This window comes from Herpetosiphon sp. NSE202, assembly GCF_042688385.1.
Lineage (GTDB): Bacteria > Chloroflexota > Chloroflexia > Chloroflexales > Herpetosiphonaceae > Herpetosiphon.
In genome coordinates, this window is the sequence record NZ_JBHUPY010000015.1 from 11,765 (window position 1) to 32,081 (window position 20,317).

The following is a 20,317-nucleotide window of genomic DNA, read 5'->3' on the forward strand; positions in this document are numbered from 1 at the left end:
AATGGACGATAAGGTGAGTATTGGTATGGATAGCCGTCGTATTACGACCTCGCAACGTGAGACAACTCGCCCGTTTAGCCTGAAAAAGCAGCCACGCCTTGGTGAAAGCATCATCCAAGGATTTTTGCTCTTTTGTGGCGTGCTTTCAATGTTCACAACCATCGGGATCGTGATTGTGCTTGGCTCAGAATCAATTGCATTCTTTCGCCAAGTTAGCATTGTCGAATTTGTGACCAACACCGTTTGGTCGCCCCAAATTGATGAGTTTGGGATTTTGCCTTTGCTGCTCTCGACGTTGCTCACTTCAACCATCGCAATGTGTATTGCATTGCCAACCGGCCTCGCAGCGGCAATTTATCTCAGCGAATACGCTTCGCGCCGCGCTCGCAGCATTCTCAAACCAGTCCTGGAAGTCCTCGCAGGCGTGCCAACCGTAGTCTATGGCTACTTCGCGCTCAAATTTATGACTCCCTTGCTCAAGTCGGTCTTTGGTGAAGCCAATGTCAATATCTATAACATGGCTTCGGCAGGCTTGGTAATGGGGATTATGATTATCCCGCTGGTCTCGTCGATGAGCGAAGATGCGCTCAGCGCTGTGCCTCGGACGTTGCGTGAAGGTGCGTATGGCTTGGGCGCAACCCGACTCGAAACCGCAATCAAAGTGGTTTTGCCAGCAGGTATTTCGGGCATTATTGCGGCCTTCGTGGTAGCGATTTCGCGGGCAGTTGGCGAAACGATGATTGTGGCCGTGGCGGCTGGTGCTAAACCAACCTTCACCTTCAATCCCTTCGAAGCCGCCGAAACCATGACTGGTCACATCGCGCGGATTAGCGGTGGCGACTTAAGTTATGCCAGCATCGACTATAACAGTATCTTCGCGATTGGCTTGACCCTGTTCTTGATGACCCTTGGTCTCAATATGATCAGCCGTCGCTTGGTACGCCGCTTCCGTGAGGTATACGAATAATGACAACACTGAATGAAGATGTTAAATCAGGGTTGCCTCAAGGTGAAGCGTCGCGCCGCAATGTAGCTAGCCGTCGCCGCAAGGGCGCAATCTGGCGCACAATCTTTCTTTCGGCAACCATCTTTGGCTTGATTGCCCTGAGCTTGTTGATTTACAACGTCGCCAATGAAGTCTTTGGCTATGTTGCCATCGAATATGCGGTTGACCCTGCAACTGTCAGCGATAAACCGCTTGATGAACTCAACAAGGAAGAGTTGGTCGCGGTGTTGCAAGGCAATATGCGCAAGAACGCCTTTCGCACCTTGGAAAACGAAAAGCCCATGGCCAACCGCAGCGATAGCGAAGTTTACGATTTGGTGATTGAGCGCGTTTTAAAGCCTCAAACCCTCGAAACGTGGACGCTACGCGATTCGTGGTTCAACAAAGCGGCAATCGATGCCCAAGTTGCCAGCGATTTTCCCGAAGCGAAGCTGGAATTCCGTTCGTGGATTTCGACCAGCTTTTTGACCACGCCAATGTCGAGCGATCCGCTGCGCGCTGGCGTGCGCACCGCGCTGCTTGGCTCATTGTGGATGATCGCAATCACGATTTTGTTTGCCTTTCCAATTGGGGTTGGCGCAGCGATTTACCTCGAAGAGTATGCCACCGACAATCGCTTTAACCGCATCATCCAAACCAATATTAATAATCTGGCTGGCGTGCCATCGATTATTTATGGGATGCTCGGTTTGGTAATTTTCGTGCGCACGCTTGAGCCAATAACCAGCGGGCGAATTTTCGGCGCTGATAGTGGCAATGGCCGCACGATTGTGGCTGCCTCGCTCACGATGATGTTGCTGATTTTGCCAATTATGATTATCAACGGCCAAGAAGCAATTCGGGCTGTGCCGTTGTCGTTGCGCCAAGCAAGCTATGGCCTTGGGGCAACCAAATGGCAAACAATTTGGCATCATGTGTTGCCAAACGCCTTGCCTGGCATCTTCACTGGCACCATTTTGGCAATTTCGCGGGCAATCGGCGAAACCGCTCCCTTGATTGTGGTTGGCGCTTCGACCTTTATCGTGACCGATCCCGATGGCCCATTTGCCAAATTTACCGCCCTGCCGATTCAAATTTACAACTGGACATCGCGACCACAACCAGAATTTGCCCATATTGCGGCCTCGGCAATTGTGGTGTTGTTGGTGATGTTGCTATCGCTCAATGCCATTGCCGTCGTGTTACGCAATCGCTTCAGCAAACGAGGTTAAGCCATGACCGAGAAACAAACTGATCCTGCTCAACACACCTTGGTTGTGCGCAATATGAATGTCTACTATGGGGCATTCCGCGCCATCAATAATGTTTCGCTGAATATCGAACGCAACAAAATTACCGCGCTGATCGGCCCTTCTGGCTGTGGCAAAAGCACGGTGCTGCGCTCGCTCAACCGCATGAACGATTTGGTCAATGGCGCGCGCGTCGAAGGCGAAGTGTTGTTCCACGAGCAAAACTTGTATGCCAACGATGTTGACGCGGTAGAAGTCCGTCGCCGCATCGGCATGGTGTTTCAAAAGCCCAATCCATTTCCCAAAAGCATCTACGATAACATTGCCTTTGGCCCACGGATCAACGGCTGGAAGGGCACCAAAAGCGAGATGGACGATTTGGTCGAGCGCTGTCTGCGCCAAGCCGCCTTATGGGATGATGTTAAGAATAAGTTGAAGGAAAGTGGTTTGGCGCTCTCTGGTGGCCAGCAACAGCGCTTGTGCATTGCTCGCGCCTTGGCCGTCGAGCCAGAAGTTATTTTGATGGACGAGCCATGTTCGGCGCTCGACCCCATCAGCACCTTGAAAATCGAGGAGTTGATGATGGAGTTGCGCCAACGCTATACGATTGCAATTGTGACCCACAATATGCAACAAGCAGCTCGCGCCTCCGATTACACAGCCTTTTTCTTGATGAACGATCAACGGGCGGGCGAGCTGGTCGAATATGGCCCAACCGGCGATTTATTCACCAATCCCAAAGACAAACGTACCGAAGATTACATCACCGGACGCTTCGGTTAATTCGCCAATAGGGTGCAAAATCGAGCAATGAGCAACGGACAATGTTCGTTGCTCTTGTATATCTGCCACCACGTGGCCGCGAGGTTCGAATGCGCGAACGTTTTCTGCATGCCTTGGCCGAGCTAGAAGGCCAGATTCGGGATATGGGCAATCGGGTTGCTTTGGCCGTGCGCGATGCGTTGTGGTCACTTGAACGCAACGAGCCGATTTTTGCCCGTCAAGTTATTGCCAACGATAATGTAATCGATGATTTGCGCTATCAGATTGAAACCAACGCCCTGAGCGTGATTACCCACCAACAGCCCATGGCCCGCGATTTGCGGGTGGTCAGCATGTTTTTGGAGCTGGCCTCGGAGCTTGAGCGCATTGGCGATTATGCTGAGGGTATTGCCGAGTTGGTGATTCGCTGTATCGAATTGCCCCAATTGGCTCAGCCCCCGCAAATTAAAACGATGGCCTTGAAGGCTCAAGCAATGTTGCGCGATGCCCTCGATGCCTTGCACAATCGCGATCCGCAAGCAGCCGAGCGCCTCGAACTCTCCGACGATGAGATTGATGGCCTGTATCGTGAAACCTTGGCCTGGACGTTTGCCACCATGCGCAGCCAACCCGACCATGTTGAGCGTGCAATGTATTATTTGTGGATTGCCCACAACCTAGAGCGCATCGCCGACCGCACCATCAACATTGGCGAACGAACCAGCTTTATCGCCACTGGCATCATCGACAAACATCGGCTGCGCAAAGAAGAAGCCGATAAATCCTAGTTTTTAGCCACGAATTGCATGAAAGCATGAATAATTAGATCCCCTCACCCCAACCCCTCTCCCACGTGGCGGGCGAGGGGCTTTAATCTTGTGGTTTTTGCATGATTGGTGGTGAAAACGGGTGCTCCCCCTCGCCCGCGTCCAGTGGGAGAGGGGCTTCTGGTTTAGTGGGTTTGCCATGATAAATTAAAAAATCAAAGGCTCCTCCTCGCCCGCGTCCAGTGGGAGAGGGGGCTGGGGGGTGAGGGAATACCATATTAATACCCATTCAATGGCTGATAGCCACGCACATAATCGATCTCAAATGTGTGGGGATACGCGACTGTGCTTGCTTGGCGCTGCGGCAAATCGTAAATTCCGAGCATAAATTGCATTGGATAGTTGGGCGATTGCTGAATCGTGCGCAATTTACGATTATCAAGATAAATATCAATCTGGCTGGGTGTCCATTCGGCAGCGTAAATATGATAATCGCTCACCTCAAGCGCCACCTCATCCTCAAAAAACTCATCGGTGAGCTGCGAATCGCCCCAAGGATGCACGCCATAGCCTAATTTCAAGCCCTCAGCGCCAATATTCCAGCCTTTGATCTCCATAATTGCTAGCTCGCCGGAATGTTCAGGCTGATCCTCGAAGCCAATCATCCACAAGGCCACGACGTTATTGGGGCCAATTGTGGCTTTGGCGCGCATTTCAAAATAGCCATAGTGCGGCGTGTAGGTTCGAATCGAATCTTGCAGCTCACGCACGACGCAGGCTTGGTTGAAGCGATGTTGGCCGAATGGACTACCCAAGGCTCCACCAAACACCCCCGTTTGCAACGACGAGCAGCGAGTTTGGCCATCGAACTCAGGACACCACGGCGCTTGATCGGCCTGAATTTCCAAGATTAAGCTGGTGTTGGCCAATTGATAGCGCGGCGCTGAACGCTCACGCGAACTCCATTGCGGCAGATAAAACGGTAGCCATTTGGCTTGATCAAGTGTGTTGGTGCTAAATTCATCTTGAAATTCTAAGCGATAGCCTGGTTTTTCGACTGGGTTGGCAGGCATTGCAGTGGTTAAATCCATGGTCGCGAAATCCTTTGCTCACAGCATATTTGAGCTATTCTAGGCGGCTTCGCAGATTTTGTTAAGCCGCAAAGGCTGGTTCATGCTATACTCGCTGTGATGGTTCTCAGTGTGAGGAACGCCGATGCATCGTTCATATCATCGTTGGCATAGTTCAGCGCTTGGCCGCGACATGGAGCTTCTGTTGTTTGGCCATCATGGCGCGCCAGTCTTGGTTTTTCCAACCTCAATGGGCCGTTTTTTCGAGTTTGAAGATCGTGGCATGACCGGGCTTTTGGCCGAACATCTTGAGCGTGGTTGGCTGCAATTAATTTGTGTTGATAGTGTTGATGCTGAAAGTTGGTATTGCAAATGGGCGCATCCTAGCGGGCGCATTGGCCGCCATTTGCAATATGAACAGTATTTGATCGGCGAAGTTGTGCCGTGGCTGCGTAATTTCAATCAAAATCAATTTTTGATGAGCCTTGGTTGCTCGTTCGGAGCTTTTCACGCGGTGAATCTTGCCTTGCGCCACCCCCACCTGTTTCGGCGTTGCTTGGGCTTGAGTGGTCGCTACAATATGCGCTCATTTATGGATGGCTATAGCGATGATCAGGTTTATTTCAACACGCCGACTGAGTACACGGCCCATTTGCACGATGCCAACCAACTAGCTCATTTGCGCCAACTGGATATTATTTTGGCAATTGGCCGCGACGACCCTAGCTACCATAGCAATCAAGTGCTTTCGGATAATTTGTGGAATCACGGCGTTGGCAATGCCTTGCGGGTTTGGGATGGCTGGGCCCACGATTGGCCATATTGGGAGCAAATGCTGCCCAAATATATTCAAGGCCACGATTAGCGCCGAATTGGCGTTGGCACGGCGAGGCCTCGGGCTTGCAATTGTTCGGCGTAGCTCAACAGCACCCGCTCAAAAACCCGTTGTTGATCAAACTCACGCTCAGCAACTTGGCGAGCTAAGCGCGAAAAGGCCTCACGCAACAGCCGATCATCGAGGATGCGGCCAAGGCTTTGGGCTAAGGCCGCAGCGTCGCGCACTGGCACCAACATGCCATTCATGCCATGGATTACGGTTTCGCGGCAGCCGCGAATAGCGCTAGCAACGACTGGCACGCCCATTGCGCTAGCTTCCATCGGCGCACGCGGAAAGCCCTCACGATACGAGGGATGGGCCAAAACATCCATCAAGCAATAGAGCACTGGCATATCGCGGCGCATGCCTGCAAAATGGCTGCGCTCAGCAATCCCATATTCGGTGGCAGTTGCGGCGGTTAGACCATCGGCTTTATGTGGTTCTTCTGGGCCAACCATCAGCAAATGCAGATTTGGCCTGGTTGCCATCAGTTGTTGGCAAGCCCGAAACAACTCGTGATAGCCTTTTTCAGCCACCAAACGCCCAACCGCACCAATCACCTGCGCATCGGCAGGAATGCCCAAAGCTTGGCGGGCAGCTTGGATTTCGGCTTGACTCACGGCGCGACGATCAAACTGTTGTAGATTAATCCCATTGCCCAACAGGCTGATTTGCTCTGGCCGTGCGATTTTATGCGCCAAGGCTGTATTCAAATCTTCGCGATTTTGCGAGAGAATCGCATGCGAACAGCGAGCGGCGATTTTTTCCATGGCAATGTAAAAGTTCCGTTGCTTGGCGCTCGAATGTTCATGAAAATAAAAGCCATGAATCGTGTTGATGATAATTGGCACGCCTGCAAGCCGCGCTGCTAGCTGGCCAAGCAAGCCAGGCTTGGGATTATGCGTGTGCACAATCGTTGGTTTGAGTTGGCGAAATAAACGCACCAACTTGGCCACAGCCACTAAATCACTCGTTGGCGTGACCGAGCGCGGCATAGTCACGACCTCAACCGGAATCCCAGCGGCCTCAACTTCGGCGCGATACGGGCCGTCGCTGGCAACCCCGCGTACCCGATAGCCTGCATATTGAATTGCCTGCATCTGTTCGAGCAGCAAAAAGCGCAAGCCCATATCGGCGGTGGCAATATGCAGCACCAACGGTTGATTCATAGCCGTCCCTCGCGATCAAGATAGATTCGCTGCCACAGTTCGAGGTTCAGCAATAGCCACAATAAGGTATCCGCGACTTCTTTGCCATCGCGATGCGCTTGGTAGATGCGGCGTACCTCTTGGGCGTTGAACAGACCTCGCGCCAAGGTGCGTTGATCAAATAGAATTTCTGCTGTCCAGTTGCTGAGCGCGCCGCGAAACCACGGATCGGTTGGCACTGCAAAGCCATGTTTGGGCTTGCGTAGCGTGCGTTGCGGCAGCATTTCGCCAAAGGCTTGACGCAGCAGCCACTTGGTTTGGCGGCCACGCAATTTTAAGCTATTCGGCAAATTCATTGTCCATTCAACCAACGTATGGTCGAGAAATGGCACGCGCGCCTCAATACTCGCGGCCATCGAAGCCTTATCAACTTTTTCTAAATAGGTATCAGGCAACCACGTCTGCAAATCGGCCAAGCCCATGTTAGTCAAGGCTGCGCCGCTGCGTGGATACACCTGATCGTAGATTTGCTCTGGTGCATAATCGCCAAGCGCTGCGCTCAACTGCGGTTGCAGCAACCGCTGGCGCTGCTGGAGATCGGCAATGGTGAGCCAAGCTGCATAGCGCCGAGCAGGATCACGTTGCTCTAAACTGCGGATTGCTTGTTTTAAGCGGCGGTTGCGTGGCAATTGGCGAATTAGCGTGCCAAGCGCTTGGTGGCCAGGCATATATTTCAGCATCCGGGCGAGTAATTCAGCTTGATAGCGCCGATAGCCAGCCCATTGTTCATCGCTGCCCTCACCCGTCAACACCACTTTGACATGCTCGCGAGCAAAACGCGAAACAAGATACACCGGCAAGCCAGCAGCATCGCCAAATGGCTCATCGTAGTGGTAGACCAAGGTCTGTAAAGCGCCAACCAAATCGTTGGCATCGAGCAATAATTCGTGGTGCTTGCTGCCAAAATGCTGCGCCACCAAAGCTGCATCGGGCAATTCGTTAAAACCCTGCTGATTGGCAAAACCTACGCTAAATGTGTTAATTGGTGCGGCTCCCAAGCGGCTCATCAAGCCCACGATAATGCTTGAATCGAGGCCACCGCTGAGAAACGCTCCCAGTGGCACATCGCTAATCAGCTGCAAGCGCACAGCCTCGCGCAAACGGCTATACACTTCGGCGGCAGCTGCGGCAGGGGCAATTGGCGTGATATTTGGCTGCAATTGCCAATAGCGTTGTCGATGCATCGTTTGATTGGCAATATCCCAGCTCATGATGTGGGCTGGCTCGACTTTGTAAATACCTTGGAGCATGGTTTGCGGTGCGAGGCTATGGCCAAAACTCAGGTAATTGGCGAGGCCGTGGAGATTGATTTGGCGTGGCACTGCCGGATGCGCCAAAATTGCCTTGATCTCTGAACCAAAGACCAAGCGCTGGCCATCTGCGTACCAGTAGAGCGGCTTGATGCCCAGCCGATCGCGCACCAGCGTGAGCCGTTGGGCTTGCTGTTGCCAAATCGCCAAGGCAAACATGCCGTTTAAGCGCTCAACACAACCTGCAATCCCCCATTGCTCGATGCCGCGTACAATCACTTCGGTGTCGCTATGGCTATCGAAGGTTTGGCCAAGCTGCTGCAATTGCTCGCGCAAAGCTGGGAAATTATAAATCTCGCCGTTGAACACCAACGCCAAATCAGCATCGCGGCTGAACATTGGTTGTTCTCCATGCGCAAGGTCGATAATTGCCAAGCGGCGCATACCCAGCGCAACCTGATTAACCCAAAAAAAGCCTGCACTATCCGGCCCGCGATGGCGAATTGCCTCGGTTTGTTGCTCAAGAATTGCCGCCTGAGCCATGCCATGCCATTCGAGATGGCCCGTAATGCCACACATACGACGCTCCAAACGTGGGTAATAGCAGGTGCAGAATGCTGGAGCAGAGTAATATTCCCTCACCCCAACCCCTCTCCCGTGGCGCGGGAGAGGGGCTTTAATGCTGTAGTTCTGTCGCAAGTTGTGATTGAACAATGGCTGCTCCCCCTCGCCCGCGTGCAGTGAGGGAAGGTTTTAACGCTGTAGTTCTGTCGCAAGTTGTGATTGAACAATGGCTGCTCCCCCTCGCCCGCGTGCAGTGGGAGAGGGGGTTGGGGGTGAGGGAATCTTAACTATCTAATAGCGAGCGTAGCGTTCTCGTTCCAATTTGGCGTTGGTCAAAACCACCCCAACCAGATGCGCATTGACCCGTTGCAACAAGGCTACAGCTTCGCGGGCGCTATCGCGGCGCGTTTTGCCAGCCCGCGTCACCAATACCACCCCATCGACTTTGGTGGCCAACAAGGCTGCATCGCTAGCAGCCAAGACTGGCGGAGCATCGATCAACACAATATCTGCGTGCTGCTTAAGATCGCGCAGCACGCTATCGAAGCGTTTGGAGCTAAGCAAATCTGCTGGGCTGGGCGGGGTTGCTCCAGCAGGCAACAGCTGCAAGCCATCGACCTCTGTTTTGAGGATTGGCAAATCGCTGTTTTGGCTCATCGCTTGGCTCAGGCCGCGATCGTTGCTTACCCCAAACAAGCTGTGCAAGCTAGGCCGCCGCAAATCGCAATCGAGCACAATCACCCGTTGCTCTGCTTGGGCAAAGGTGACGGCCAAATTGGCCAAGGCAATGCTCTTATCTTCGTCAGGCACGCTGCTCGTAACCAAAATTGTATGCAATTTGCGCTCAATCGATGAAAATTGAATATTGGTGCGCAAGGTGCGATAGGCTTCGGCGGCGGCGGCCCGTGGATCGCGCAACGTAATTAAATCTAATGCCACAATAACTACCTCTATCTAGTTGGTTGGCTCAGGCCGACGCTTAGTGTTCGGGAATGCTGCCCAAGGTTGGTAGGCCTGTCCAGCGTTCAATATCGTTGTTGGATTTGATTCGATCATCGAAATATTCAAGCGCAAAGGCCACCAAAATGCCGATGATGCCACCCAAAATCCCGCCAGCCAGCACGTTGATTTTGGTTTTTGGCGAGGCTAGTTCGATGTATTTGGCTGGTTGCTGGACGCGAATATTAATTGCATCAGTGCTCAAACGCAGCGCATTCAAGCCAGCAACTTCGCTTTTGAGCGTTTCGCCCAAGGCATCAGCCAATTCAACCGCTTTTTTCGGATCAGGATAATCGACATTGATCGTCAGCAGCAATTGATCGGGCTGTGGTTGAATTGCAATATATTTGCGCAAATAATCGGGCGTGCGATCCAATTGCAATTGGTTGCTAATTTCTTGCAAACGCGCATCGGTCAGCTGGCCGGGCCAGTTGCCCATGACGCTGGGCAATTGCATGGTCAAGCCCTGATCATAGCGGCTGGTGATCACATTATAGGTGGTTTGGGCGCGATACAAGGGCGTTTGCAATTTGCTAAATCCATAGGCCGCAGCGGCGCTAGCAAAGCCAATCAGCACAATCACCCACCAGCGCCGAAACAAAATTGCTACATAATCTTGCGGTCGAAGCATTACGACTCCTTTGGAATAGCGCCGAGCACTGGCACATTCAGCTGGGCTAAATCGCTCTGCTCACGCACGGTTCGGTCGAGGTAGTGGCGCAAGAAGGCCAAGCCAAACCCAGCCACCAAGGCCAAAACTAAGCGCAAGGCCAAACGGGTGATTGGCTGTGGCCAGCGACTGAGTGCCGTAGCCGTGGTTGGCAATTCGAGGGTTTCGACCGCCAATGTGCCCCATTGCGCCCGATTCCACCATTGCAAGCCTTGTTCGTCGAGCACCGCAATGCTGCCAGCAGCAATCGCTGTGGCTTGCTCAGCGGTATCAGCATCAACCAGAATTGTGGCAATGCGATGTTCTTGCTCAACTGCCGTGATCATGCCTTTAACTGCGCCAGCGTCGAGTTGCAGATTGCGATTGCTGGCAATCCAAGTGCTGACTGCTTGGGCAAAGGCTTCGGAGCGCACCACGCCCGGCAAATCGTCAACGATGAATTGGGTGCTTTGCCACGAATTGTAAATATTCATGTCGGGCAGCACTTCGTTGCCGCCAACAGGCGCGTGGGTAATCGCAAACTTGGCGTTAGCCCGATAGCGCTGTGGATCAGGCTGAAAGCTGAGCAGCGAAACCAACAGCACGAGCAGCGGCACACCCAGCACCAGCCACCACGAACGTTGGACAATCGCAAAATATCGGCGTAATTCCATAATTTATCCTTATTTGATCCACGAAGGACACGAAGGGCCACGAAGCACGGAAACCGCGAAGAGCGCAAAGATTTCTTCGCCACGAATTGCACGAATTGCACGAATTATCCTTCTAACCCCCGACCCCTAGCCCCTAACCCCCGATGGCTATGTTCTATGTTCTAAACGTTCATCCTTCATCCTTCATCCTTCCCGACCCCCAATCCCCAGTCCCCGACCTCCAAATCCTATGTTCTATGTTCTATGCTCTCTGTTCTAAACGTTCATCCTTCATCCTTCCCGACCCCTCGTTCAACAACATTTCAATTTCGGCGCGAATGCGAGCCTCGAAGGCTGGACGAGCAAATTGCTCGGCATGAGCACGAATTGCCGTTGGATCGTAGTGATTGTTTTGGCTGGCAAGGATGGCATTGGCCAAATCTTCGACAGTTTGTTGGCTGAAGAAGCGTCCAGTTTGGCCTTCGATCACGCTATCGAGTGCGCCGCCTGCTTTATAGGCGATGACTGGGCGGCCTGCACCCATGGCTTCGAGCGGCTGAATGCCTGCATCTTCTTCGCCTGGCATTAAGTAGGCGCGACAGCGAGCATACAAACTGCGCAAACTTGCATCATCGACTTTGCCGACGAAGCGCACGCTTGGCCCAGCAACTTTTTCTAGCTCGGCCCGATCGCGGCCATCACCAAAAATCACCAAGGGCAAGCCAAGCTTGGTACAGGCTTTGATCGCCAAATCAAGCCGTTTGTAGGGCACGAGCCGTCCGCCTGCCAAATAAAAATCTTCTGCTGGCTGGGGCGCGAATGGCTGCAACTCAACTGGCGGCGTGATGATCGTCGAAGGTCGTTTGTAGAAATGGCCAATTCGGTCGGCAACCGTGCGCGAGTTGGCAATAAAACGATCAACCCGCGCCGACGATTGCACATCCCACAGGCGCAAATAGGTCAGAAAGAAGGGCAGAATCGCGCCAAAAATGCCGCTAATTTGCTCACGTTTGACATAATCGTCGGTGCGCCATGCAAAGCGCATTGGCGTGTGACAATAGCACAAATGGCGCGCGCCGGGCTTGGTAATCACGCCCTTGGCATAGGCGCTTGATGAGCTAATGACCAAATCGTAGGCGCTGAGGTCGAAATGCTCAAAGGCGCTGGGATAGAGCAAGAAATATTTGCGAAAATGCTTGCGCCAGCCAGGCAATTTTTGCATAAACGAGGTGCGAATATCCCAACTGCGATACTCGTTGGGCATGGCCTCGGCATCGTAAATTGATGTATAGATTGGGGCTTGCGGAAACATGGCGTGCAACACTTCGAGCACCCGTTCCGCGCCACCATATTGATTCAAATAATCGTGAACTAAAGCTATTTGCATGGAACCTACTCAAACAAAAAGCCCATGGTTGGGCTATCCTGTGGGATCATTATAGCGCACAACCAGGGCTTCAATGCTGAAAATTAGGTCACAACTGTGTAACTAAGTTGTTGCAAAGGCTCGTTTCATCAAGCGCCGTGCCCGATGTAGCACACCAGTTAAAAAGGCTCCGCGTTCGCTGCCAAAGCGTTCTGCATATTCACGCGCCGCTTGCACTGGCTGAATTTCCACGCCTTGACCGCGCAGCATATGCAAATAATCGGTGATTAGCAAATACAAATCGCCAATTGTATGTTTGGGAAACATCTCGCCAATATGTTGCTGGGCGATCGCTTGGGTGACTGGGCGATACACCGTGTCGTACCAGCTTTGCACCGCTTCCTCAAACGTCACTTCGCGATCAAGGTCTTTGCCCATAAAATATTGATGATCGATCACATGCAATTTGATACGAGCATAATCGTTGTCGTTGCTGAGTGGCACGCGCACATCTTGGCGCAGCAAATTGAGCTTGCTCCAATGCAAAAATTCTATTTCAACCGCACTTGGTGGATCGGGCAATTTAACCCGATTTTTGCGCTCGCCATAATGGCGCGTATAGTCGATCGCGGCGGTTTTTGGGCCTGGATCAATCCCCTCGGTTTGGGTCAAATAATGGCGATGATCCATAATCCACAGATACAAGTCGGTGGCGGTGCGTTCAGGGAAGGCTGCCAAAATGCCGGTGTCGTAAATTTCGTCGATCAACGGTTTATAAATATTGTCGTACCAACTTAAAATCGCCTCTTCGCTGCTTGGGTCTTCGCCAAGCTCCAACGATTTGAAATAGCGATGGCCGTTGATATGCCGAATCAAGTCTAAATAGCCGCTGGGCTTGGTTAGCTCGATAAATTGGGCTTCTGGCCGCAGCTGGGCCAAATTTGTCCATTCCAAAAAATCTGAGCGTTCTTCCAATTGATTTAATTCATTTTGGGTCATGCTTGGCTTGATTGGCACATCGCTCAGCAATTCGATCACATGGGCATCGATAAAATCTTGGCCTTGTTGACGGGCAACCGAAACCCGATGATTGCCATCGCGCACAAAATAAACCTCGCCAATTTGATAGAGCTCAATTGGCGGTAGCAAGACATCGCTATAATGCGCCCGATCAACGTTTTTCCAACGAGCTTTGGTTACTTCATGGCGTGGCAAAAACTGGCGGTCGAAATCGCTATAGCGGCCTTCGCTGCCAATAATTGAAGCCAAGGGCACGATTTGCATGCCACGGTCGGTTTGGCTGCGAATATTCAGGCGGGCGCGAACCTCTTCAAATGGCAAAAGGGTTTGGGGTTCGTCGCGCAACCGCGCTTTTATGGCATTCAGAAAGGCGCTAAATCGCGCTTTTTGGAAATCACTATCAACTTGCTGATCGATCCATTGATTGTAGCCCATCTTAAGTTCCTCCTTGGTGTCGGCGAGCTTGGCCTGATATGACACCGTTGTGTGTTTGCTAGATTGTTGTTGTTACCACGATGGAACAATCTGCTGGGGTTGGCCCTCGGTGATGCGCCATTCGCGAATCTCGTAGGAATCCAAGCCCCGTGCTACTAATGGGTCTTCTTCGACAAGATCTCTTGCAGCAGCCAACGAATCGGCCTGCAATAAGACAAAGCCACCCCGACGGTCGGTGGCGGGGCCAGAGAGCAACAAGTGGCCTGCGGCTTTGAGCTGGGCCAAATATGCTAAATGATCAGGCAAATGCGGTTCGTAGATTGCCCGATCGACGATAATGGTTAATGTTACCAAATACGTTAGCATTGCTGACTCCCAAAGAAAAAAACGCTCCCAATGGGGAGCGTCGTTGCATACTGTGTTGACATTCGATTAACTGGCTCTGGCATTGCTCAAGGCCGCCATTGGTTCAATATCGAGCAAGCGATAGCCGTGGGTATTTACAATTAGTGTATCACCATATTGCAAAGGCCGTTGGTCGCCATAGCCATAATTTAAATGCACATGGCCATGAATAAGATAGCGTGGTGCAAGCCGATCGATAAAGCGCCGTAGCGCTTGCGGCCCGCGATGAGCGCCAATGCCATCGTGCAAGCCTGCTGGTGGCGTGTGGGTAATTAACACATCAAGCCGCTGGCGATGGCGCATTTGGGCAAAAAAGACCCGTGCGCTAAGCATGGTCATGCGCCATGCCCATTCTGCTTCGCTATATTGATGTTCGCCTGGGCGATAGCGTAACACGCCGCCAGCCCCCGCAATTAATATCCCATTCACCATTGCAACCCGCAAATCGAGGTTATCGCAGCCCTGTGGTTTGGTCGAAACTCTGCCGTCTTCATGCTGCTCGGGTGCATCATGATTACCGTTAACGTAAAAGCAGGGAACATTGAGCATCGAAACCAGATACTCAAGGTAACTTGGTGGTAAATCACCACAGCCGACAATCGCATCGATCGCCCCTACACGTTGGTGCAGCGCCGATGTTTGCAACATGCTAACTACTTCGTCACTAACCGACAGGAGCCTCATCGCGCCCTCCAGAACTTCCACGATCTACACTCGTTGCAGCATTGCGTTACTCAGCAGTATAGCACAGGTCATTCCAACGATGAATTCAAAAGGCAGAAGTCAAAAATCAAAAGCGGGATAAGGGAACAGGGATCAGCGGTCAGGGATCAGGGACGAGGCGATAGGCTATGGGCTATTGAATTGGTGCAATTCGTGGCTAAGAAATCTTCGCGATCTTCGCGTCCTTCGCGGTTTCCGTCCTTCGTGCCCTTCGTGCTCTTCGTGCTCTTCGCGGTTTCCGTCCTTCGTGCGCTTGCTGGAACAAAAGTCGCAGGAATGTTGCAAAAGCTGCGACTTTTTTGCGACTTTTTGTTGCTTGCTCGCTGCTATACTCCTACGTGAGCGAAGCACTTAGGAAAACATACATATCGACAATCAAGGAGGTCTGAGTTATTGATAAGGGGTTTGTTGGTAGTGCGGTGAGAGGCGCTACCTCGGCTCGTAGCTAGTGCGGTGAGAGGCGCTAGCCAAGAGCAATTCTGCGCAATCTGACACGCTGTGGTGTCATGCCCGCAGCCTTATCAAACATTCAAACTAATCAGATGCAATTTCAATCGGGTATCGATCGTTTGAGCAGTGCTATGGCGCTGCTCTTGGCTTTTTAGCTGCATCGTTGCAACGATTCTGCTTCAAATTTGCTGCTGTGTGGGCTGATCAATCGCTATACTCGATGGTGAGTGGAATAGCGAACTCAATTGAAAGGAAGCGCCAGATGCTACGAAAATGGATTAGCGCAAGCATAGGAGGAAGCATTCTGATCTTGGTGTTGCTGATGGTGTTTGATTCATTTCGATCATATGTTGTTCTTGGTCCAATTGACGATTTTCCAATTTATGCCGATAGTTCTAGTCTGCTTCACAATGGCCAAGCTGTGCATTATGTTGTGTTAAAACGCCATGTCAATAATGAGATTAAAGATTTTTATATCAAGGCTTTAGCGCAACGCGATTGGCACTTGCAACCAGCATTGTCCAAGCATCCCAACAGACTCATGCGCTTTGAACATTCATCAATCAAAGGTGTTATCGAGTTGTCAATTAGCGAGCATGGCAGATGTAAACTGGCTCGCAGCGAGGTCTATGCGCGCTATGTTGATCCGCGTTTGCCGATCACCCCAAATCCAAATAAACACGTAGTTTGGCATGGAACCCGCTTACTCTGTACCGAGGCACAACCGCTTTCCGCGAAATCACTTAGCCCTAGCTAAAGTTTATCCCCTCACCCCAACCCCTCTCCCATCGAATGGGCGAGGGGCTTTAATCCTGTGGTTCGGCCACGAATTCCGTTGCGCCCCCTCGCCCGCGTCCAGTGGGAGCGGGGGCTGGCTTTCAAGAGTCGTTTGTTAAGATCCCCTCTCCCATCGAATGGGCGAGGGGCTTTAATCCTGTGGTTCTCTCCCAATTCCTTGGTGAACCACGGATGCTCCCCCTCGCCCGCGTCCAGTGGGAGAGGGGGCTTGGGGGTGAGGGAATCGACTTTAACCACTTACTTCTTGGGTTGCTTGGTCAACCGGCACGCCTTCCATGGTCTCGCGAATCAGCTGATCGACCACGGCTTTAATATCGCCAGTTTCGGCGAATGTGCGCAGTTGGCGCTCGGCACTGGTGCCATGCTTGAGCACTTGGTCAATATAATCGATGGCGGCCCGCGAACCAAGATCATCAACCACATCGTCGACAAACTCGCGTAATTCAACCATCAAATCGTGGGCTGATAGCTCTTCGCGCTTGCCAAAATCGATCAACTTGCCGCCCATACCGTAGCGTGCTGCCCGCCATTTGTTCTCGTTGATCAAGGCGCGGCTGTAGACGCGGAAGGTTTGATTTTGGCGGAACAAGCTGTAAATTTTAACAAAAATTGCTTGAATCAAGCCAGCAATCATAATCGCTTCATCAACTTTGGTGGCAATGTCGCAAATCCGTACTTCCAGCGTGCCAAACATTGGGTGTGGTCGTGCATCCCACCACACTTTCTTGCCATTGTCGATGCTATGAGTTTTGAGCAAAATGTTGATATATTGCTCAAATTCAGCATACGATTGGAAGGTATCGGGAATGCCAGTACGTGGAAAGTTGGTGAAGATGATCGAGCGATACGATTGGAAGCCAGTTTTGCGACCCATCCAAAATGGCGATGAGGTCGAAAGCGCCAACAAGTGCGGCAGGAAGTAGCGCGCTACGTTCATAATTTCGATGCAGGTTTCGTTATCGGGCATCCCGATGTGCACATGCATGCCGAAAATCAACAAACGCCGCGCCGCTTCTTGCATCTCCTCAATCACGCCATAATAGCGCTCGTGGGGATAAATATCTTGCTTTTGCCACGACGAAAATGGGTGCGTGCCAGCGGCGGCAATCCGCAGGCCTTTGCTCGCAGCCAAACTGCCAATCGCCCCGCGCAAGCGAATAATTTCCTTGCGAGCTTCATCGACCGTGCGACAGACGTGCGTGCCCACCTCGACAATCGATTGGTGCATTTCGGGCTTCATCTGTTCGCGTAAAATCAACTGACCTTCGTCAAGGATTTGGGTGATGTACGACTTCAATTCGCGGGTTTCAGGATCGATAATTTGGTATTCTTCTTCGATCCCAATCGTAAACGGAAAGTTTGGATGCCCCGGATCACGATATTCCATAAGCTCCCCCGTTGGTGTCAGTTGATAGTGGGCTGTGGTGGGTTGCTACCTGTGGTAATGCCCATTAGGATAGTTGATGTTTTGGTGCTTGTCTACGCTGAGATTTCGCCTTGCTTCGCGACCTGAAAGGTTGGGGTGGTTGAGCCGCCGCCGGCGGTCACATTCAACAAGGTCACGGTCGATAAGCGCGTCAAACAACCTTGAACTTCGGTGCCAAATAAAAATGGATCGGTATCAACCAAGCGCTGGCTAATCTGCAATTGGCCATCAACCATGGCTGGATAATCTTCATAGGCGATAACTACGCGCTCTTGAACTACAAATGGCTCAGTTAAGGCTTGCTCAACTGCCGCATCCCAGGCTTCGGCCTCGGTTTCCCAGCCAATCGTAATGCCATGGCCGCCGTAATCGTCGTTGGGTTTGAGCAACAGCCGATCGCGATTGTGCTTGATAAACTCAAGCAAATCAATCTCGTTGCCAGCATAATCGGTGCGTCCTGCCGCGACGCGCCGCGTCCATGGAATGTGCTGGGCAAGCTGCTGTTGGGTGGCTTGGCTAATGCCCGCTGCACTGGTAATCGCCGGATCAGAAAGTAAGCCAAAGATCATTTTTTTGTGCAGCAATTTGGCGCGGAAGTTATTGACCAAGCAAATCGCCCCATCGCGATAGGCCTGAGTTAATGGATGCTCGAAGGCTTCGTTGCCCAAGCGCTGCAAAAACTCAGTGGTCAATAAGCGTTTATACACAAAGTTAACTGGCGTATCATTGGCATACAGCGTGCCAGCGTGATAGCGCAATTCTTCTGGCGCGCAAATCACAGTTTTCAAGCCATGCTCGCCAAAATAGTGCTGGAATAATTGAAACTCCGAGAGCGTTGGCAAGCCATGCCAATCGACAATCGCAATCTGTGGCTCGTCAGTGCCGCCCCATTCGCGATAAATTGCCAAAAATGTTTCCAACAAGCGTTGGCGGGCTGGCAAACTGGCAACCTGATAGTGGCGCTGAAACTCCTGCATAATTGGTAATTGCTCGAACACCTGCGAAAGAATATCTTCGTAGGCGATGGCGGCAGGGCTTTCGGCGTTATACTCAACAAATTGAAACGAGCTGCTATCGCTGGTTAAAAATGAATCCAGCCGTGACGAAACGCTCAACTCGCGGTAGCCAGGCTCATAGCCAATTAAGCGTTGTTCGCCCTCGGTCAAGGCCAGCAGATCGAGCACCGCGGGCGTGCGCAAGGCATATTCCACCACGCTGCGGGCTGCTTCGGCGACCAATTGCGAAACTGAGCTAATTAAGCCCGCTTGCTCAGCGCTGAGAAAATGCGGGCGCAAAACATTGCACAACGGACGCGTGCCAAAAAAAAGATTTTCTTGTTGTTGCAGGCTGGTCAATCGTTCTTGGGAAGCGCGCGCGAGATCGGGCGTGAGGAGGGCGTGATAATCACGTATCGCTTGCTCTAACATAGGCCGCTCCATCAATCGCAGCAACGAGCATAGCCAACGCAGAAAGCGGCTATGCTCGCGCTTGCTTAACCATTCTTATTCACTGGTTGTGGTTGAACGAGCTTTGGGTTTGCTACTCGCGGTGAGCAACGAGTTCCATTGATAGGTGACTTTCGATTGTTTGCGTTTGCCTAAGGCATAATCGATACACATATCGGCCATGGCGTTGACTACCCACGGAAAGTAGTGGTCGGTCAGCGAATTAATATCCATGTCGGGTGCAGGGTTGGTAAAATCGATTGCGTAGGCAATGCCATCTTTAATTGCAAACTCAACGGTGTTCATATCGTAGCCAAGCGCTTCGTTAAGCTTCCGTGCGCCATCCAAGACCTGTTGGCCCTCTTCGGGGGTGAGAAAACCTGGCTCGTGGAAGTAGCGATGGGGCCATGGCGCATTAGCATCAAACTTCATCACCATAAAATGCTCTTTGCCAATACACATCACGCGGGCATATTTTTCCCATTCGATGCACTCTTGCAGCATCATACATTCGGTGCCGGTGGTGTTATAGGCATCGTACAACTGATCGTAGTTGTAGAGCTTGAACACCTGCTTGAAGCCACCGCCCCAAGCTGGTTTGAGAATAACCGGAAAGCCACCGACGGCCTCGACATGCGCTTCCCACGGAATCGGGTAAATCAAATTGCGCAACGATTCATCGACCACGCCCTCGACATACGAATGTGATGGCAAGGCGATGGTGCGCGGATGCTTGACCCCGATTGCATCGGAAAGTGATGCGCCAAAAAACTTATCGTCAGCGCTCCACCAAAATGGATTATTGACGACAACCGTGCCTTGGAGCACAGCATTTTTGAGATAAGTTCGATAGTAGGGGATTTCGTGGGAGATGCGGTCAACGATTACAGCGTACTCACTCGGCTCGTTCATGGCAGTGCCGCCCAATTGCAAATATTCGGCGGTTACGCCAAGATTGCGGCGGTTGACTTCCTCGATAAATGCCGGTGGCCACGACCATTCACGCCCAACCATAACCCCAATTTTCTTATCGGCTTTTTTTGCTTTTGCCAAGCAAAACCTCCTTGTATCGGTCTAGGCTTTGAGGGAAAATCCTGTGGGTATCTGTGCGGATGCTGCTTCGTTGCGAGGCGCATCATAGCATATCAAGCGCTGCTGCGCCAAAACACCCAAGCGAGGCTTGCCTCATGCAGGGCACTTACAAGCAGATTCTTG

19 protein-coding genes are annotated in these 20,317 nt (G+C 51.9%); 6 read left to right on the plus strand and 13 right to left on the minus strand.

What is annotated here, in order from left to right:
• Window positions 1–25: 25 nt before the first annotated feature.
• From pstC to phoU, 4 genes are read left to right on the plus strand one after another with little or no spacing between them, the layout of a single operon-like run.
• Window positions 26–967, plus strand: a complete 942-nt coding sequence (gene pstC / locus ACFMKP_RS18055; RefSeq protein ID WP_110519461.1) for a phosphate ABC transporter permease subunit PstC — start codon at window positions 26–28, stop codon at window positions 965–967.
• Entirely contained in the window at window positions 967–2,217 is a 1,251-nt protein-coding gene (gene pstA / locus ACFMKP_RS18060; protein WP_382293790.1) for a phosphate ABC transporter permease PstA, read from the plus strand. Before pstC ends, pstA begins: the two co-directional genes overlap by 1 nt.
• A gap of 3 nt (window positions 2,218–2,220) precedes the next feature.
• Window positions 2,221–3,018 (plus strand): phosphate ABC transporter ATP-binding protein PstB, encoded by a 798-nt coding sequence (gene pstB, locus ACFMKP_RS18065; protein ID WP_382293792.1) that lies wholly within the window; start codon window positions 2,221–2,223, stop codon window positions 3,016–3,018.
• A gap of 41 nt (window positions 3,019–3,059) precedes the next feature.
• Window positions 3,060–3,785, plus strand: a complete 726-nt coding sequence (phoU, locus tag ACFMKP_RS18070) for a phosphate signaling complex protein PhoU (protein ID WP_382293794.1) — start codon at window positions 3,060–3,062, stop codon at window positions 3,783–3,785.
• A 257-nt stretch (window positions 3,786–4,042) separates the two neighbouring features.
• Here phoU and ACFMKP_RS18075 read toward each other — a convergent pair whose 3' ends face one another.
• A complete protein-coding gene (locus tag ACFMKP_RS18075; protein WP_382293795.1) occupies window positions 4,043–4,855 on the minus strand; it encodes a glycoside hydrolase family 16 protein in 813 nt (270 codons plus the stop codon).
• 124 nt (window positions 4,856–4,979) lie between these two features.
• Between ACFMKP_RS18075 and ACFMKP_RS18080 the strand changes: the two genes are divergently transcribed.
• Window positions 4,980–5,699 (plus strand): esterase family protein, encoded by a 720-nt coding sequence (locus ACFMKP_RS18080; protein WP_054535649.1) that lies wholly within the window; start codon window positions 4,980–4,982, stop codon window positions 5,697–5,699.
• On the opposite strand, the gene ACFMKP_RS18085 is transcribed toward ACFMKP_RS18080, so the two are convergent.
• From ACFMKP_RS18085 to ACFMKP_RS18125, 9 genes are all read right to left on the minus strand, one after another.
• Window positions 5,696–6,880: a glycosyltransferase family 4 protein gene (locus ACFMKP_RS18085; protein ID WP_382293797.1), complete on the minus strand. Its 1,185-nt coding sequence runs from the start codon at window positions 6,878–6,880 to the stop codon at window positions 5,696–5,698. The genes ACFMKP_RS18080 and ACFMKP_RS18085 overlap by 4 nt on opposite strands.
• A complete protein-coding gene (gene asnB / locus ACFMKP_RS18090; RefSeq protein WP_382293799.1) occupies window positions 6,877–8,748 on the minus strand; it encodes an asparagine synthase (glutamine-hydrolyzing) in 1,872 nt (623 codons plus the stop codon). Before asnB ends, ACFMKP_RS18085 begins: the two co-directional genes overlap by 4 nt.
• Window positions 8,749–9,024: 276 nt before the next feature.
• Window positions 9,025–9,672 carry a CpsD/CapB family tyrosine-protein kinase gene (locus ACFMKP_RS18095; protein ID WP_382293801.1) on the minus strand — a complete coding sequence of 216 codons (648 nt, stop codon included), beginning with the start codon at window positions 9,670–9,672 and terminating at the stop codon, window positions 9,025–9,027.
• Window positions 9,673–9,712: 40 nt separating this feature from the next.
• Window positions 9,713–10,363 carry a YveK family protein gene (locus tag ACFMKP_RS18100; RefSeq protein WP_382293803.1) on the minus strand — a complete coding sequence of 217 codons (651 nt, stop codon included), beginning with the start codon at window positions 10,361–10,363 and terminating at the stop codon, window positions 9,713–9,715.
• A complete protein-coding gene (locus tag ACFMKP_RS18105; protein WP_382293804.1) occupies window positions 10,363–11,055 on the minus strand; it encodes a hypothetical protein in 693 nt (230 codons plus the stop codon). Before ACFMKP_RS18105 ends, ACFMKP_RS18100 begins: the two co-directional genes overlap by 1 nt.
• A gap of 241 nt (window positions 11,056–11,296) precedes the next feature.
• The gene (locus ACFMKP_RS18110; protein ID WP_382293806.1) at window positions 11,297–12,421 is read right to left on the minus strand and encodes a glycosyltransferase; all 1,125 of its coding nucleotides are present in this window, start codon (window positions 12,419–12,421) and stop codon (window positions 11,297–11,299) included.
• A 102-nt stretch (window positions 12,422–12,523) separates the two neighbouring features.
• Window positions 12,524–13,855, minus strand: coding sequence for a hypothetical protein (locus tag ACFMKP_RS18115; RefSeq protein WP_204753585.1), 1,332 nt, complete (start codon window positions 13,853–13,855; stop codon window positions 12,524–12,526).
• 72 nt (window positions 13,856–13,927) lie between these two features.
• On the minus strand, window positions 13,928–14,221 hold the full coding sequence (locus ACFMKP_RS18120) for a YciI family protein (RefSeq protein WP_054535657.1): 294 nt from the start codon (window positions 14,219–14,221) through the stop codon (window positions 13,928–13,930).
• 66 nt (window positions 14,222–14,287) lie between these two features.
• Entirely contained in the window at window positions 14,288–14,908 is a 621-nt protein-coding gene (locus ACFMKP_RS18125; protein WP_382293808.1) for a metallophosphoesterase, read from the minus strand.
• Window positions 14,909–15,695: 787 nt separating this feature from the next.
• Here ACFMKP_RS18125 and ACFMKP_RS18130 point away from each other — a divergent pair.
• On the plus strand, window positions 15,696–16,190 hold the full coding sequence (locus ACFMKP_RS18130) for a hypothetical protein (RefSeq protein ID WP_382293810.1): 495 nt from the start codon (window positions 15,696–15,698) through the stop codon (window positions 16,188–16,190).
• 270 nt (window positions 16,191–16,460) lie between these two features.
• On the opposite strand, the gene ACFMKP_RS18135 is transcribed toward ACFMKP_RS18130, so the two are convergent.
• The 3 genes from ACFMKP_RS18135 to ACFMKP_RS18145 all read right to left on the minus strand — a co-directional run bounded on the left by ACFMKP_RS18135 (window position 16,461) and on the right by ACFMKP_RS18145 (window position 20,155).
• Entirely contained in the window at window positions 16,461–17,618 is a 1,158-nt protein-coding gene (locus ACFMKP_RS18135; RefSeq protein WP_382293812.1) for a carboxylate-amine ligase, read from the minus strand.
• A 92-nt stretch (window positions 17,619–17,710) separates the two neighbouring features.
• A complete protein-coding gene (locus tag ACFMKP_RS18140) occupies window positions 17,711–19,084 on the minus strand; it encodes a hypothetical protein (RefSeq protein ID WP_382293813.1) in 1,374 nt (457 codons plus the stop codon).
• Window positions 19,085–19,159: 75 nt separating this feature from the next.
• Window positions 19,160–20,155, minus strand: a complete 996-nt coding sequence (locus tag ACFMKP_RS18145; protein ID WP_083469970.1) for a RimK family alpha-L-glutamate ligase — start codon at window positions 20,153–20,155, stop codon at window positions 19,160–19,162.
• Window positions 20,156–20,317: the final 162 nt, after the last annotated feature.